A 16546-nucleotide genomic window follows, 5' to 3' on the forward strand; every position below is an offset into this window, starting at 1 on the left:
ACGTGCTGTGTGACCCGGCCAGCGTCACGTTGGCATCCGGGCGCAAGTCAGACCTATAATCGCCGCAATCCCGGTATTCTTAGGAAAATCCTTATGGATAATTCAAGCTTGGCTGACTCGATGCTCGCTGAGCGGTACGGATAGCATCGCCTCGAAGGTATTTTCGATAGTTGGGTGACGCGTTGTACCAGTGGTCCCCAATATTCGTACTGGTGCGGATATGGCTCTTCCTGCCGGTACGCGTGCTCTCGCGCCTGTTCCGGCGACGCTTCCTGGAAGAGCTCACCCATGCATATCGCCTGGGCCAGTTGCGTTTCTTTGGCGAGTATGCCGGGCTTGCTGATCCCCGTGTCTTCGCAGCGTGGCTCGCGCCGCTGCGCGCGAGAATGGGTGGTCTATGCCAAGCGCCCGTTTGCGGGACCGGAGGCGGTGCTCGCGTATCTGTCGCGCTACACGCATCGCGTGGCCATCTCCAACCAGCGCCTCATCGCGCTCGAGGACCAGGGCGTGACTTTCCGCTGGAAGGACTATCGGGCCAGCGGCCGCACACGCCAGAAGACGATGACGCTTGATCCGCAGGAATTCATGCGGCGCTTCCTGCTGCATGTGCTGCCTGGCGGCTTCCATCGCATCCGCCACTATGGCCTGCTGGCCAATCCCGTGCGCCGGCAGAATCTGGCTGCGATACGGGCGCTGCTGGACGTGCCGGCTGCAATCGACGCGAGCGAAGGCCCATCACCAGGCGCTCCCGTACCGAAGTTCGTCTGCCGGCACTGCGGCGCGCCGATGATCATCATCGACATTCTCCTGCGCAGCCAGCCAATCCGCGCACCGCCGACATCTTGGCCCAACGCATGATGACGAATGACTCTGCACGTACAGAACAACTGTCGGCTCTTCGGCAACGAGCGCCACAAGAAGATGCTTGTGCCTGTTGTGACGGGCAGACCTTGCCATGCTTGCGACACCTCCGCAGACGTGAGGCATGGATGCGGAAGAACATGCAACTGCCTGCTAGATCGCCGCTTCGACTGACGATCGTCACACTACGTAATTCATGAGAGCACTTCAATCCCCATAGCCGAACAGGATTCCGGCGCCCCCGGTCCATTCCGCGGTTTCCTCCCTCGAGCGTTGTCCAACGCCTGCCCGCACGCGTCATCGTGCACTCACAGGGCAGCGGACAAGGGCAGGCATCGAACAACGCTTAACAGGTTATGCCTTTTGCATCATGCGTGCGCCTGTGGCAAGCGTCGCTCTCGGCGGGATCTGGTCCAATTCCGGACAATCGCCATTCCTAACTCCGCGAGATCGGAATTGATGACCTACCTACGAAGGCGTTGTCGCTTTCCTATTCGGACATGTCGTACTGTGACCGTTGCACGCACGTTCGCACTGTCTCCACTCTACCTCTGGTTGACAAGGTTTCAGACGTCTCACTGTTGGCAGACGATCGCCATTCGCAGGGCATTTTTTAGGTCGCGTGCTTTACCACCGCCGTTCGCGTATATTCCCTTGCCACGCAGGCAGAAAATGCAGTGCGGAGACCACAAAGTGTATAACAGGCGACAAGAATGGAAGACTACGCAGATCGCGTGAAGGCGACTGATCGCCCGGCTGATTTACCAAACATAGAGTCGGAGCTTTCACTAGAACAGAGATTTCGGCTGGACGAGCAGCGCGAGCATGAAAGCGAGCAACGGTATCTTGCGGCACGCATGCAAGCTCAACAGAAGCGCGCGAAGTTAGCGTTCCAACGCAGGGCAATTACCATTGTCTTGGTATCCCTTTCGATGCCGTTGGCTGCCGCTGGCGTATTTGGAATACAGGCTGTCATCGACAAATGGCCCCTATTGCTCGGCGGTGCGTTCGTAATTGCGGCAATAATCACGAGTGCATCGGTAGGGTCGTCGAGTAGTTTTCTGGATGTTGACCGTGAAAGGCGTATAACTCGGCTAAATCCTGCTGCTGCTTGGCCTTTCCCAACAGGATCAAGACCGGGCGACGCTGAGGACAAGGACGATGACCTAGGCGACAAAGAAGGCGAGAAAGAGATTGAGTTCTTTGATGAAGCCGACGAGCAGTTTACTTCAACGACGAAATTCAGCAGGGTTCGTCTGGAGAGCGATCCATTTGGTGCCTATTTTTTTGATCTTAAGAAAATTCTTGAGCGCAAGGCAGATGATGCGGACGCGAAAGCATCTATTCTTCTCGACAAAGGAACCAACTATACTAAGCTCGGAATTTGGTTTTTTGGCATTTCGATATTCATATGGCAGGTGCTTGCGTGGGTTCACGGATTCCAGAATTTTTATATATACGGCATCGCCTCTTGTTCAGCTCTTTTCGTATTCATTGAATTTATAAGTGCCTGGTTTCTAAAGCAATATCGCCAGTATGTCGACACGTCAACATATTTGCTGCGAGTGAAAGCGATTTTCGACCGATTCATGCTTGTGTATTTGGCAACAAAATCCGGTGGACATTCAATCTCTGAAGAAGAGGATAAACGCTTGCAGATGCTCATCGAATTACTGAGCAGGGAAATCACTTGGCCGGAGACATATCTGCAGAAACAGCAAGACATTGGGTTTGCCAAAGAAGCAATGGAAGCGATCACTCTGCTGACGAAAGAAATGCGCAGTCGGGAAGCGAAAAAAGATTCGGCGACAACGTGATCGGTTGTCGGATTATTTCACGCGTAGAGTATGGGAGCACGATATCGGTCCATCCCAATGCGGCCAATAGTTGTCATTCGCGCAACCCAGAATGCTGTCGTTGCAACGACCGGTTCACTTCAGAACTTGCCGAATGCGCCGTGGAAGCTTCTCAGCGGCCATAGCAGACGTCGGAGTGTCGGCCGCTGTTAGACAAATCATGGGCGCTTTACCACTGTTCGTGTCGTCGTATAGATCGAATTGATGGAGGGGGCGGTCTTGCTTCGGATGAATGCCACGTCGCAGCCGCGGCGTGTTCGGGCCGGCGGTTTGCCTCGCAGAAGATCTGCGCCCGTGTCGGAGGCCGCGTCGGAACGATGGTCCTGGATGTTTCAATTCCTATGGCCGTTAATGTCGCGCGAGTTTTCATCGATACTCGGGAACGACGGCAAGCGCTTCCTTGACACGCATGTTTTCCCTCCTCGGGCGCGTCGGAACTCGCGGGAACCGGTACGGTGAACAGCGTGTCCCCTATCGGCCTGGCAGGAACGGAGCGTTGACATTGAAGACGCCCAGACCCATATAGCCGGGCGGTTCGGCAACGAGATCAATGTCTTTCCCCGGCCTCCATTTCGCAGCCGCTGCTTCCGCCTGCGCGATCTCGTCCGCTGACAGGTAGCTCTTGTTCTCGGACAGCGTCGTTTTGGCGAATTCGTAGCCCCGGTTGGCCGACAGGGTTTCCCAGGCGAAGCCGCGCCGCAAATCCTTCTCAACCCCGTTTCCAGTCATGTGGGCCCATCCCAATTCGTACTGGGCGCGACCGTTGCCTGCGATCGCTGCAGGGCTGAGCCATTTGACGGCCATTGCGTGGTCACGGGGCACGCGCTCGCCATGCTGAAAAAGGGAACCGTAGAGCGACTGTGCGTCCGCGTCACCGAGTTCCGCGGATCGCCGGATCCAGTCCAGTCCTTTCGCATCGTCACGCGCCGTTCCTTGCCCGCGCAAAAGCATCCGGCCGGCGGCGAGCTGGGCATCGGCGTTCCCATGCTCTGCCGCCTTCAGGTACCACGAATAGGCGATGGACAGGTTCTTCTCCACACCGGAGCCATATTCGTAGAGAAAGCCTATGCCAGCTTCACCCGTCGGGACACCCGCAGCTGCGGCGCGCTGGTACCACTGCATGATTGCCTTGTAGTCGGGTTTGCCGTCGACGCCCTTGTACAGCAATCCGGCCAATTCAGCGTATGCATACGGCTCGCCGGCGTCGACCGCATTTCGGAACCACTCGAGGGCCAGCTTATCGCTCGGGGCGACGCCGTGTCCGCTGGCGTAGCATCGACCAACGTTTGTATAGCCTTGGGGGATGTTGGCTGCGGCCGCGCGACGGAAGTGGAGCAGCGCCCGATCGTAGTCGATCGGAATACCGGGGCCACCGGCCTCGTACACGGCGCCGATATTGTTCTCGGCGGCGACCGCGCCCTGTGCCAGCGCCTGCCTGAAAAGCTTGAGAGCGCGGGGAACATCTCGCGGAAAGCCCGCATTGCTCATGTACAGCGATCCAAGGTTGATGGCCGCCGCAGCATCATTGTCCGATGCGAGACTCAGCCAGTGCGCGGCCTGCGCTAAGTCCTTGAGGACGCCGACACCGCGCATGTAAAGCACACCGAGCCCCGACTGCGCGGCAGGAAGTCCCTGTTCGGCATATTTGCGATAGGTAGCGACGGCTCCCGGGTACTCGCGAGGATCGGACTGACCGCCAAACAGGGTCCATGATGCCAGCCCCAGTTGGCCTTCCGGACTGCCCGAGCTCGCGGACTGCTGGAACGACGTCAATGCCGCCGCGGGATCACGCTGCATGCCGACTCCATACATCAGCATGGTTCCAAGATCCGCCTGAGCGCGAGCGTTACCCGCTGCGGCCAGCTTGCGCAGTTCTGCCGCTGCGTCTGCAAGGTGGTTTTGTGACAAAGCGTGCTCCGCGCTCTCCACGTCCGCACGAGCGGGTGTGGCGGCGAGTGTCAGCGACGCCGCCGCAAGCAGAGCGGCAACCAGGCAACTGATGCGGGGGTGCCGATAACGGGTGGGCATCGCAGCCATATCGTGGTGAAAGAGCATAGGCTCACGAATAGTCGGGGAGATCAATCGGGGCGCGTGCGGGCCGCGACACCTGCAAAAAATGAGAAGCGGCGACCGCGAGGAGAAAAAGCACTGTAATCGCGGTAGTCCACGGGATCTGGTAGGCGCGGCCAGCCCCTCCCGGTAGGGCGGCAAAGAAGCGCGAGTAGGGCAAGAATCCGAGCAGCGTGTTCACAATGGCTACCGCGGTGACGCCGAGCGTGATGCCCGCGCGCCAGTAGCGGGTCGATTTTGCCGATTGGAGAATTCCGGCGGCCAGCAAAAGCGCGGCGATCGGAACCCCGGTAATTCGCGGAATCGAGAACGCGAAAACCGAATCCGTGCCGCCGCCCGTCAGTGCTGCAACAAGGCCGCGATAGAGGAGCATGGCGGCGCCGGCGAGGCATGCTTTCGCCAGAATGTCGCGCACGGCCGGTCGCTGGCTTGCGCAGCTATCAGCGAAGTACTTCGCGCCAGTGCTTCCGTACAGCACTGCGAGTGTCCACGCGCATGCGGGAACCGCGCTCAACGCCACAGTCCACGGCAACAGGGCGAGATAAGCCGCGATCGCACCAACGGCGGTCGTCCCATACAACGTGCGCGCCTGCCTTGTACGCCTGACCATCAGCACCCCAGCGCACAGGGACGCCGCCGAGCAGGAAAGACCGATCAGCCAGGCGACGCGCTGGCTTGGCGGGTACGCATGCGCGGTTTCATGCCACCCCAGCGTCAAATAACTGGTCGATGTCAGAATGCTGAGAAGAGATTGGAGTAGTAGCGCGTAGAGCGTTATGCGAACTGTAGAGTGTCGTCGCTTCATGATGCTGGGCCCCGACGGGGCGCGAATTTAACAGGCTGTATCACGGTTTATCGGCAGCCCGGTTCAGGAATTTAGTCTCGCAACAAGGGGTGCGGGGGGCGACCGTCCACGTGCCACCAGAATTCACACGATCCGTGCTGTGCCGATCGCGACCGGAGGTACGACGGCGGAGAATCGCGGCCACGACTCGCGCCGCGAAGATATGCAACGACGGTGTTTGGAACACGGAAAAGAAAGCCCGTTAGCGACGGGCAGTCGTCACCAGTCATTTAGGGTTGTTCAATGCCTGCTATGGTCACGCACACGTGAGTGCCCCGCCATTGCACGTTGCTGGCACGCGGATCGGTTCATCGTCCCTTGGGTCGGATTATGCCAATTGCATGAATCTCTCGTCCGGTACTACAACGTGGGGTTGTGGGACGTAGTGCAGCTACAAGCGGTCCTTCGACATTGCCGCTCAGATCGTCGACAGTCACATTCATCAGACTCGCGGACGAGGAGGGTGATTGGGACGTCATTCGCCGCTGCCACCGCAAATGCAGGGTTGCCGGAAGGGTGCAAATGATCTGCTTTCTGAGCGCCGGCGGCTAGCAGCGGCTCGAGCGCGTAATCGACAAGCAATTCCTTGCCGGGTTCAATATTGCAAACCGCTTCGATTTGGACGGGACCGTTTACCTCAACGGCCTCGCGATTTGCCAAACAAGCGTGGTCGAGCCTTCTGGCGCCATGTCCGCCACGTTCCCCGACAATGATCCGCCCGTCGGACAGCCCGACCAGAAACCTGTGCGCGGTGTCGTCACGTTGTGCATGGTGGCGTGTTACCTCGTGCGCCAGTTCGCAACCGGCCCCGTACTACGAACCGAGTATGCAGATGCAGTTGTATCGGCGCGCTCAGTATCTTCGGAAAAGCGCGTCTTTCGCGTGACGTTGCATTTGAGGGCACCTCAAGGTTGACGATATCTGTTCGGATGCCATCGACACAGCTCTGGCCGTACGGGAGGGTGAGATTTTACGGGAGAGGACAGCGGGTGCCTCGTTGGTTTTCGCTCAGACTTTATGAACCCGACTCGGTATGGTCGCATTTTTTGAAATGATCCCGTGTATTGGCTCGCGCAAACGTTGGCGGCATTTAAAAAACCCGAAAAGCGCTTTGCACGGCACTTGAGAAATTTCACAGACAATAAAACTCCCCTCAAGAAAGGCCCTATTTTGACGTTAACGCATCCTCGAAGTACTTGCGAATAAATCGAACAATCCGCGACTCAGCGTTCGTTCGATTCCCGGTGGGTAACAAGAACAGTTTCTGATTTTTAACTTCGAGGGAAGAGTCGTGAAAAAGCTGGTTCCGTTGGTTGTTGTTTTGAGTCTCGCTGCATGTTCGCAAAAGCAGGAAATTGCCTGCAATGACGAAAATTCCACTTCGGTCGTGACGTCAATCTTGAAGGATGCGCTTGTCAAGCAAGTGACGTCAGCGTTTCAGCAAAATGCTGTCGCGAATGTGGATGGCGCCTCGATTCGTGCAACCGTTGAGAAGATCTCAATCAGGCTCGAAGATGTGCTGACTACAAAGAGCGATCCGAACAGCACGAAAAAATTCTGTCAGTCATCGCTTAAGCTCACTTTGCCGTCAGATGTGATTGCCAACGCGGACGCCACAAGGAATATGCTTTCGCAGAACAATTCTCATCAGGGCGCGCTGCAAGCCGGGGTTGACTTCGACGCAGATACGGTCAAGGCTTCCCTTGATTACAGTGTTCAGCCGACCGATGATGGGAAGAAGATCTACGGTAGCACCGAAGGCAACAGCGCCGCGATCACGTTCGCTTCCACGATCATCGAACAGTCGATGTTAAAGTCCGCCCTGGATAAGCAAAAGGCAGCGGAACAGCAGGCACAGCAACAGCAAGCGCTGCAGGCTCAGCAGCAACAAGCTGAGATTGCTCAAGCGCAGGCTGCGGAAGCTCAAGCCGCTCTCCAGAAGGCGCAGGCTGATATCAAGGCCGCAAACGATGCCATTAATGTCGTCTGGAACGCTGGCAGTAAAGAGTGGCGGCAAAACCTGCTACCTGAACAGCGTCTCTGGCTGGCTCAGCGTGAGAATGACTGCAAGATCAAGGCACTCGATATCGGGGCATCTGATTCCGTCGCATTTCAGACTGCAAAGCTCAGTTGCGAAGTGCAGATGACGGTTGACCGTACGCAGGTGTTGAAGTCGGCACTTCAGCAAAACATGGCTCAGGCGAACTGACAAGGGTCTGTTGGGTCGCCGTCCCCATCCAGCACGAAGAAAGGATGGGGACGGCGCGGCCCCTTGTTTTTCCCACCCAGCATTCCAGCATTCTGACTAAACAACCCGCTATGTGTACGTCGACGCTGATGGTAATAAGAATCCGGCGTCTGTCTTGGGGGCAACCATACCGAGACAAAACCATATGTGGGTATCGGTATCGAGGAGTGGACGGCACATAGGCGGGTTGTCGGCGTTTTCAGGGAAAACGCAAACCGAAAGACCTAAGCTTCCGACTGCTCCATCGCCAATTCATTGACGAGTTCCTCAGGCGCCTGTTTGCGCTCATTAGAAGCGATTGGTTTGCCGAAAACGCGGTCAAACCCCCACTCGGCGTATTGTCGTAGAACCGTAGTGCTGTTCTGCATCGGGAGAATTAAGACCGCCCAATAATTCGCCTCGTGTTCGGGATCTCGGATATTGATTCCGCCAGCGCCGTCACCTTCATCGAGCTTGATACACCGAGTCCAGACATCCTTCTTCTTTTTGGTATTCGTTTCAACATAGCGCCGATTGTCAAGGTGACTTTCAATGCGCTCTTTAACATTGTGAGCCTGTCCTCGGTACAGCACCGGATAGCCATTGATGACGAGATTGCACTTGTTCGGACCTGGTCGATTAGGTATGCAGTCACCAACAATCAAGTAGAATCCGCGCCCCTTCGGTATTTTTTCGAAGTCACGTTCCTTTCTTAGATCCACAAACTTGTAATGGTGGCTATCGTGTTTCGGCTCATGCTCGCGGAACAGATTCTCAAACTTTTTGACATAAATTTTTGAAATTTCTTTATCGACATCGGAGAATGCAGCGATGATTTCGTGGGCAATCGACTTTGATCTTGACGACATAACCTTGGTGAAGTATCAGGTTAGATGACTTGAAGACAGTAATATCGGACGTAAAGCTGAATTCTTTAGGTTGTTCGGCGTCGTGAAACCGCGTGCCGACAATGCTGTCGCTTTCTGGGCCATCATTCAATCTTCGACCGAATTGATATCCCGAGATTGGTGGCGTAATCGACCTTGGTCGCACCCTACGTTGCCCGTATCCCATGCGATGTGTCATAGTGCGGCCATCAATAATACAAGGGGAAATCATGGCGACGCTGGAAAACCTGCAAGCAAAGATTGCAAAGTTGCAGGCGCAAGCGGATGCAATTGCGAAAAATCAGTCTTCGACAGTCATCGCGAAAATTCGCGACCTGATGGAAAAGCATGGGTTGACCACAGCTGACATTGATGCGTACGTAAGTGGCCGGAAACGCGGTCGAAAGCCCACTGGCGTAAAGTCCGCCGAAACGTCGGGGCGGGCGGCGAAATATGCCGACCCTAAGACCGGAGCAACCTGGACCGGTCACGGTCGCGCGCCGGCATGGGTTGCCAATTCGAAGGACCGCAGCAAGTTTTTGATTGAAGGCGGCGCTGAACGCATAACAACGGCTACCACGAAGGTAGGCCAGACGGGAAATTATGTGCGCGGACCGCAAGCGCCGAAGTATCGTGACCCGAAAACGGGTGCGACGTGGAGCGGTCGCGGCCCGGCCCCAGCATGGCTGGTTGGCGTGAAGGACCGAACGGCATTCCTGATTGCGGGCGTGAGCAAGGGTGCTGCAAAGCCGAAGGCCACTGCGGCGAAGAAGGGCGCCGCCAGGAAGGTCGCTATGAAGAAAGTAGCAGCAAAGAGGAATCCGGCAGGGGTGAAGAAGTTGCCTCGGAAGAAGGCTGCAGCAAAGAAACCAGTGGGGAAGAAATGAGGGGCAAAGAAGGCTGCTGCCAAGGAAGTGACCGTGGCTGCGGAGGCGGCAGCACCCGTACCGACAGGCAATATAGCGTGTGAGCGGCGGTTGATTGATTCCTTCTTCTGGCTAAATTTGGCAACCAGGTTAATGCGAAATCGAATCTGACTCACTGCTATTTTTTTCAGGAGTGGAAATGAAACTCGGTGAATATATCGCACATCTCCAAGACTTGCAGGAGAAGTATGCGGGACTTGATATTGAAGTAAGTCAACCGCACCCAAGAACACGTACCGATGCCGGTATCTACGTCATACCCGCGAAAGCACCCGTGGTATGGACAGCGCAAGCCGATGGGGACAACCTCTGCCTGGTACGTAAGGATGCGTCGCCGCTTGATCCAGCCATGAAATTGAAAGGATCCGGCCCCGACGGCGTCATCATAGTGCATGAATTGGATTGATTCCAGCATAGTTGGCGCCTTCTCCTCGCTGCGTTCGTGATGTGCGCATCACAGCAACGCAAGCAGATGCATCAGGTCGACTTTCGCGTGCGTGGCCGGCTAGCTGATTGACCGGTTAGAAGTGTTTCTCCCGACCGCACCCACCGGCTTCCCAATACGTGGTTTAGTCCGCAGGCGAAGCCGCGTGATCGGCTCCTCCTTTGCCTCTTCATGAAGCAACCAGACGATAGGGGCGCCGTCACGGTCGAGTGCGCATCGGAGCAATGATAGTATGCGCAATATTCGCTCTCTCATTGCAAACGGGCAGAGGAGACTCACGTGGCGGCGGTTCCAATGGAGCAGGTCATAATCTGTAGTGGTTCGGCATTGGCTGCATTGCCATTGCTATTGGTCATAGCTTACGTCGCTCTCGGCCGGGGCCGGCGCATTGAAGAGCTTAAATCCTACGTCCGTTCATCTGCGCGTGCTGCGGACGTGCTGCCCCCGGACGCGAAAGACGCTGCTCAAGCAGACGCAGAGTCGCTCGGTGATCACTTCGCTCGGCGTTTTCTTGAGTCACATCGAAAACGCGCATATTTCGCTTCTCTGGTTGTTTTCTACAGCGTTTATGGCGTGCTTCTCTATTGGTCCTTCCTTGCTTGGGGCCGTGCGCTCACTTTGGCTGCAGGGAGTCCGGTTGAGTCGCCCGCGCTCTGGTCAGTTGTGCGCCTCGGTGCCGCCGGCGCGTTTGGTGCGACGTTCGGTGCGATCTGGCATCTACATTGGCGGGTAATACGGCTAGACCTGCAGCCTCGCACGTTATTGCAACTCTCCGCGAGATTATCTGTGTCTCCGTTTCTTGCGATCGCGATTGCAGGTCCCCTCCCGACACAGAGTCCGGAAGCTACGCTAGTGGCGTTCGGTGCAGGGTTGTTTGGTGACGAAGCTCTCCGTCGAGTCAGATGGCTTTGGCATAAAGCATTGCAGATTGCGGGCAGGAAAGAATCGTCGCTTTCCTTGCAACTCGTTCAAGGTATCTCGAGCGATGACGAGCTTCGCCTGTGGGAAGAGGGGATAGCGGACGTACAGCATCTTGCTGTCGAAACGGTGCTTAGCCTCATCACGAACACGAGTTATAGCCTCGAACGGATTGTTGACTGGAAAGACCAGGCGTACTTATGCATGTATGTCGGCGAAGAAATTACGAAGTGGCGCAGTGTATCGACGCGAGGGGCACTTGACGTACTGGGAATGGCCCCCGAGTACTACGGAAACGCGCCGCATGAAGCGGTGGTAGCGGCCCTCGCGAAGACCGTGGGTAAGGATCCTGACATCCTCAAGCGGTTGATCAACACGATATACAACGATCCGCAGGTGCATCAACTCTGGTCGTACGTCGAAAACTCCTATCCCGCCGAATTGGCGCAGACAATCACAGAAAGGTCGAAGCTAGCGGGCGCGCGAGGGAGAAGTCCAACACCTTCCCCAACGCCGGTGTCGGAACCCACTTCCCCGGGTTGACGCTTCCCGCGCGGTGCTGTCTTTGCCGGAATTGCAAGCCGACAAGAAGAGACTTCGGTTCTTTAAGTGAAGGGGGCGAAATGGGGGTTGCCAAGCGGCTCGATTTCATCGGCGCGACGCACAGCAAGGGACAGTGTCCTTGGAGATTGGACTTCGAGATTGACAGTCTGCCTGTTCACGCGTTCTTTCGCCCACCAGTTGAACTTGTATCGACATTTTCCGAGTCCGACGTAGGGCTGCTTGCATTGCCTTTAGCTTGCCATCTCACCGCGGATGTCAGGCCGCGAGTCGTGTCTTTCTCTGGCGCAGGCGCACACACAGGTTTTGCAGAAGTGTTCCGCTCGGCAGTCAAAGCCCTGCTTCTTGAGCAAGATGCCTATTGGGGCCGGCGCGTATTGACGAAAATCCCAGCCGTCAGATATACCCGCCGGATGAGCTTAATGCCCAGTGCGAAGCGACTCGACGAACGAAAGGTCGTTCTCGGATTTAGTGGGGGAAAGGACTCGCTGGTTTCACTGTTTAGTCTTATCGACGCCGGTTACACGGTGATTCCGGTTCTTGTCAATGAAGGAGATCGCACGTGGCAGGACTTAAGGCGCTGGTTACCGAAACTGAGAGGTCTGGGCCTTAAGCCTCTGACCGCCTATCTGCGGATACATTCACGCCCGGCCGTCCAGGCCAAGTACGGATATTGGAATCGAAGCAGCTACCAGGTCGGCTGGCTCACTGTATTGTTGGCACTCGTCGCCGAAAAGGTCGGAGCAAGCATCGTCGCGCTAGGGATTGAGTCATCGGCAGATCGGTCGGGCTACACGTTCAGGGGAGAAGTCGTCAATCATCAGCACCAGAAGACGACGAACCACATGCTGGAGTTGGAGGACTTCTTCTGTAGATCGGTGAATCCAGGCTTACGTATTGGAAGCCCGATTGCTCCTTTCACGGACGAGGCTGTATTGCTCGCGTTGTTTCGCGGAGTCCGGGCCAACTGGAGAGATTTCTCGTCATGCGGGAGTTCAAACTCACGGAGCAAGCACTGCTGCGTGTGCGATAAGTGTGCCTACATTTTCGCATTGCTGTCGCGCTCGAAAGAAGGGCGGTCCCTCGCAGCAAGAACCTTCAGGCGTGATCTTTTCCGTGATGTTGAGCTTTACCGCCCGTGGTTGGATGCTCGATATCGTGAGCCAATGGCGTGTATCGGTGAGCGTTGGGAACTCTGGGCGGCACTCGAAGACGCGCAAGCCTACGATTCGTCTTCACCCGTGCTGCAGCTTTGGCAGAGATGCGCGTTCAGAGCACAGTTGAACGTGGCCACGAAGAGCGCTGCAAGCATTCCGCAATTGAACGTGCGACTCGCGACGCCAGTGCTGCGCGCAAGTCAAGTGATTGAAAAGTGGATCGGCTCGACACAAAAGTAGTTCTAGAATTCAATCTGTTCGATGACGCACTGCTTCGTTGGTCCGATCCATAGATCTTCCTTGATTCGATGCCAAGACAGATCGAAAGGCTACAAGCCTATGCCGGCCATCCGCTCTAAGCATTCATTGTGTTGCGAGAACGAAATGCAATGCTCGAGGAACACCTCGAGCTTCATTGACGCGGAGTATTTTTTTCTTCAGTTCGGTAGAAGCGATCAAGGTCATCTGCTTCGATGTTCCAATGTCTGGCGGTCGCTCTGCTGTTGGGGCGCGCCGTCTCGAACGCGCTCGATGCGGTATCGAACAGCATGACATAGAAGTGGACGAATTTGGCAAGTATGTGGACGATGACCTGAATTGCCGCTCGACCGAGCCTGTACTGCGCTTCGAGGTCGACAGCTTCCCGGATCTGCATCGTACTGATCCAGTTGCTGTGCGCGTAGCCGCTGTAGTGCGAATATACGTTGTCGAAATATTTTGGATGGAAACCGGCGCGTATTGCCTCGGTGCGCCATTGCCAGCCTTCGCGCCATTTTCCTTTCAGCACGTTCTGAATCTGCTTCTCGCTGTACATAGATAGCAACGCCGAACCGCGGATCTCTTCGATGAGTCGGGTCGCCTGTGCCTGTGCGCTTTGCGCTTTCTCCCGTGCTTCATCTGTAGCGGGATGCAGCTTCGCCCGATCCAGCAGACCGCCGAGTTTCCAGAGCTTGTGCCGGAACCGCCGCAGGTCATCGTTTTCGTTCTGGAAGATCCAATGTAGCGTGATAAAACCCTCGATGCACGCTCGTGCGAGGATGATGACGGACGTATGGTCGATTGCATCTACGGATGAACCATCTGGCATCAGGATTGCACCGGGGGCCAGCAATCGTCGCGCTGAGTGGGCCTGCTTGAAGAGCTTGTGTGCGAGAACCTGAGCGTCATTTTTCCATTCCTCGCCGGGCGCGATTGCGCGTCCTGCCTGTGCCTCGATGATCCGGGCCGTGAGTTGTAGCAGTACGTCAAAGTCCGTTTCGATGTTACGAGCATTTTCTGCCATCTACGCCTGGTCCTTTCTATTGCCGGGATTGCTTGATCTGCTGTTGTCAATTCGCAAACACGATGCGTCATGACGCATTCCAAGGAGATGTGCTCAGGTACGTGGCACGGAGGTCCATGGTTGCCCGTGCCTAAACACATGGCCTGTAGGGAGTTTCACAGTCCGAGTCGCGCGAACGGATCGCTCGGGTTGCGGCCATCGCGAACCATTTGCATGCCATTTTCGAATACTTCCAACGCCTCGATCTCGTCAGCGGTTAAGGCACGGCGGTCACCGATTTGACGAATCCGCGCGCTGAATTCTTCCAGAGTCACGGGGGGCGACAGGTAGCCCTCGAAAATCTTGGTGTTCATCGACGGAATCCGTCGGGTCGTCCGATCGCCATGCGTGTGTTCCGTGCCTACTTGAACAGCTTCGACGAGCAGTCTCAATATGGCGCGATCGTCATTCAGTATGCGCGCGAACCATGCTTTGACTTCGACATCGCTCCCCCACGTTTGCCACAGCCGCAGCAAGAAGTGAATATCCGGTAGCCATTCAAGTGCGTTGGTCTTTGCGGCATGTCGCACGCGAGCAACGACGGTCAATTTCAAGATCTCGACAGTTTGCGGGGCGAACGCCTGGAAAACCGAATCGCGCTCCTGGGCGTCGGGTTGGTGCATGCGTGCGATGCTCCATGCCATCTGTGCCGCGAGAACAATTGCGTCGCCGGTCCGGATTTGCTCTTCGATAAGCAGTTCCCCCTCGCCCTCAGGAAGCATTTTTGTGAGATGCTGCACCAGCCAGTAAGCTTGAACCTCGGGGCGGATGCTGAAGAAGTGCAGGCTGGAATTTCTTGCATCACCCACGAACCCGTCGCCGATTCGAAAGAATGCCTTTAGGCAAGCCTTGGCGAACGCCACCGGCAGGTCATCTCGTGCAATGAGTGCAGCAATGAGCTCATTCGCCTTGCCAGTACCCGTCGGCCGTCGTTCATCGTTCGCGGCGATCCACGCGTCGGCCAATGCATGGACGTTCGCTCCGAGCGTGATGAATTCTCGAATGTCACGCTCGCTAAGTTCATGCGGCGGAACGGAGAACTGAAAGTACCGATCAAATTTGTCCGGATGACAAATTCGAGCCTCGACGCCCCATCGGCGCATGGAGTCGGCGCTGTAGTACATGTTGCCCCAGACCGCCTGCATTCTTGGAAAGAGACGGCGAAATAACGCCTTGATGGTGTCGCGGTAACGCTCGTCGACCGTGTTCAACCAGCGTTCGTAAAAGTCGTGTGCCGACGTCCGGTCGCCGCCGCGTTCTGATGCAAGGCCCGTGAACCTGTCCTTGTTGTCCCTGACAAACTGGTACGCATCTGGGACAAATACTCGCAGGCATTCAAGGGCAATGAAATCTACGGGATTGACTTCGCCCCTGAGACCAGGGAATGTCACCAGGAGTGCGTTGACGGCCCGGACCACGTCTCGTGGAGTTTCGATTAGTGGCGAAATGCCGTCGTGAAGGACGTTTGCCCAGTATGTGGGGTCCACGCCAATCTCGTTCTCGTCAAACTCACCAAAGAGGCGTTCCAGGTCGGCGACAAACTTTTCCAAAACGAGCCCGCGTGACACAGCGGGTAAGGCAAATTGAACCTGGACTATCTTCTCCAGATAGGCGTGGCCATCATTGATCCCGAGCGCGACCTGCAGTGATTCTGATACCAGCCGCCGGTCGAATGCCAAGATGTAGATGACGTTTGGGAAGTCGGCTACCGCTTTGATTACTTTGAAGACTTCGCACATGTCCTCGGGCGTTAACCTGTCGATATCGTCGACGAACACCACGAAACGCTGGTCGCTCTTCTCGAGAGCATCGGAGATGTCTGCTTTGAGTGTCTGTACATCTTTCCGCTGCCGCCTGAACAATTTCAGGAAGAACGCGACGGCCTCCTTCAACAGCGGAATCGGGAAGCCCGCGCCAGCCGATATGCTTGATGAGACGGCGGTTCCAATGGCGTCCGCGTAGTCGGCGAGCGCATTGGCAGCATCCATTAGAACCGCGTTCTCAGTGGGAAAGCGGGTACGAAATTGCGAAAGGAACTGTGTTGCGAGCTGTTCCCTGTCCGAAAACCACCACGGGTTGAAATCGACGAGCACAGGCGGCGGCGCGCTTGCCTTATCCGCCGATTCAGAGTCAGTCGATGAAAGATAGTGCCGGATGAAGTTCAGCAAGCTGGTCTTTCCGGTGCCCCATGGGCCATCAATGGCCATCACCAATCCCTTGGGGCTTGGCGTCCTCTGTACCGCTACTGCGATCGCTTTGGCAAAAGGGGCGTAGCCGAACGCGTCAAAAGCGGGATGCGCCTGGGGTAGGTCGCTACCGAGTCGCGCCTCAGGAGTCGGCTCAAGCAATTCCACGTTTCGGATCCTGGTAGGTTATGGATTCAGGCGTGTTCCGTAGCAAACGGGCCTCGGGTTCGTGTGAAACGTAGAGGAGAGGTATGCCCGCAAGACTCATTCGATTGTTTGGCATGCGA

The 16546-nt window shown here is 56.2% G+C and carries 11 protein-coding genes and 1 pseudogene; 7 read left to right on the forward strand and 5 right to left on the reverse strand.

Annotated features, from left to right (window positions below):
• Window positions 1-221 precede the first annotated feature (221 nt).
• A pseudogene (locus BLT65_RS31650) lies at window positions 222-858 on the forward strand (IS91 family transposase); the annotation flags it as partial.
• A 716-nt stretch (window positions 859-1574) separates the two neighbouring features.
• Window positions 1575-2678, forward strand: a complete 1104-nt coding sequence (locus BLT65_RS31655) for a hypothetical protein (protein WP_091785400.1) — start codon at window positions 1575-1577, stop codon at window positions 2676-2678.
• Between the two features lie 510 nt (window positions 2679-3188).
• Here the strand turns inward: BLT65_RS31655 and BLT65_RS31660 are convergent.
• Both BLT65_RS31660 and BLT65_RS31665 read right to left on the reverse strand, forming a co-directional pair.
• Window positions 3189-4745: an SEL1-like repeat protein gene (locus tag BLT65_RS31660; protein WP_167306587.1), complete on the reverse strand. Its 1557-nt coding sequence runs from the start codon at window positions 4743-4745 to the stop codon at window positions 3189-3191.
• A gap of 31 nt (window positions 4746-4776) precedes the next feature.
• Window positions 4777-5592 carry a hypothetical protein gene (locus BLT65_RS31665; RefSeq protein ID WP_143036599.1) on the reverse strand — a complete coding sequence of 272 codons (816 nt, stop codon included), beginning with the start codon at window positions 5590-5592 and terminating at the stop codon, window positions 4777-4779.
• Between the two features lie 1330 nt (window positions 5593-6922).
• On the opposite strand from BLT65_RS31665, the gene BLT65_RS31670 reads away from it, so the two are divergent.
• Window positions 6923-7840, forward strand: coding sequence for a lysozyme inhibitor LprI family protein (locus tag BLT65_RS31670; RefSeq protein ID WP_143036600.1), 918 nt, complete (start codon window positions 6923-6925; stop codon window positions 7838-7840).
• Between the two features lie 263 nt (window positions 7841-8103).
• Here BLT65_RS31670 and BLT65_RS31675 read toward each other — a convergent pair whose 3' ends face one another.
• Window positions 8104-8727, reverse strand: coding sequence for a GIY-YIG nuclease family protein (locus BLT65_RS31675; RefSeq protein ID WP_091785408.1), 624 nt, complete (start codon window positions 8725-8727; stop codon window positions 8104-8106).
• 248 nt (window positions 8728-8975) lie between these two features.
• On the opposite strand from BLT65_RS31675, the gene BLT65_RS31680 reads away from it, so the two are divergent.
• From BLT65_RS31680 to BLT65_RS31695, 4 genes are all read left to right on the forward strand, one after another.
• Window positions 8976-9632 (forward strand): H-NS histone family protein, encoded by a 657-nt coding sequence (locus BLT65_RS31680; protein ID WP_091785411.1) that lies wholly within the window; start codon window positions 8976-8978, stop codon window positions 9630-9632.
• 178 nt (window positions 9633-9810) lie between these two features.
• Window positions 9811-10077 (forward strand): hypothetical protein, encoded by a 267-nt coding sequence (locus BLT65_RS46700; protein ID WP_143036601.1) that lies wholly within the window; start codon window positions 9811-9813, stop codon window positions 10075-10077.
• 318 nt (window positions 10078-10395) lie between these two features.
• Window positions 10396-11577 (forward strand): hypothetical protein, encoded by a 1182-nt coding sequence (locus BLT65_RS31690; protein ID WP_143036602.1) that lies wholly within the window; start codon window positions 10396-10398, stop codon window positions 11575-11577.
• Between the two features lie 80 nt (window positions 11578-11657).
• Window positions 11658-12992, forward strand: a complete 1335-nt coding sequence (locus BLT65_RS31695) for a MurL-like N-terminal domain-containing (RefSeq protein WP_143036603.1) — start codon at window positions 11658-11660, stop codon at window positions 12990-12992.
• A 172-nt stretch (window positions 12993-13164) separates the two neighbouring features.
• On the opposite strand, the gene BLT65_RS31700 is transcribed toward BLT65_RS31695, so the two are convergent.
• Both BLT65_RS31700 and BLT65_RS31705 read right to left on the reverse strand, forming a co-directional pair.
• The gene (locus tag BLT65_RS31700) at window positions 13165-14034 is read right to left on the reverse strand and encodes a DUF5677 domain-containing protein (RefSeq protein WP_091785422.1); all 870 of its coding nucleotides are present in this window, start codon (window positions 14032-14034) and stop codon (window positions 13165-13167) included.
• A 155-nt stretch (window positions 14035-14189) separates the two neighbouring features.
• Window positions 14190-16427: a KAP family P-loop NTPase fold protein gene (locus BLT65_RS31705; RefSeq protein ID WP_167306588.1), complete on the reverse strand. Its 2238-nt coding sequence runs from the start codon at window positions 16425-16427 to the stop codon at window positions 14190-14192.
• Window positions 16428-16546 lie beyond the last annotated feature (119 nt).

Origin of the sequence: Paraburkholderia steynii (genome assembly GCF_900100565.1) — a bacterium.
Classification (GTDB): Bacteria; Pseudomonadota; Gammaproteobacteria; order Burkholderiales; family Burkholderiaceae; genus Paraburkholderia; species Paraburkholderia terrae.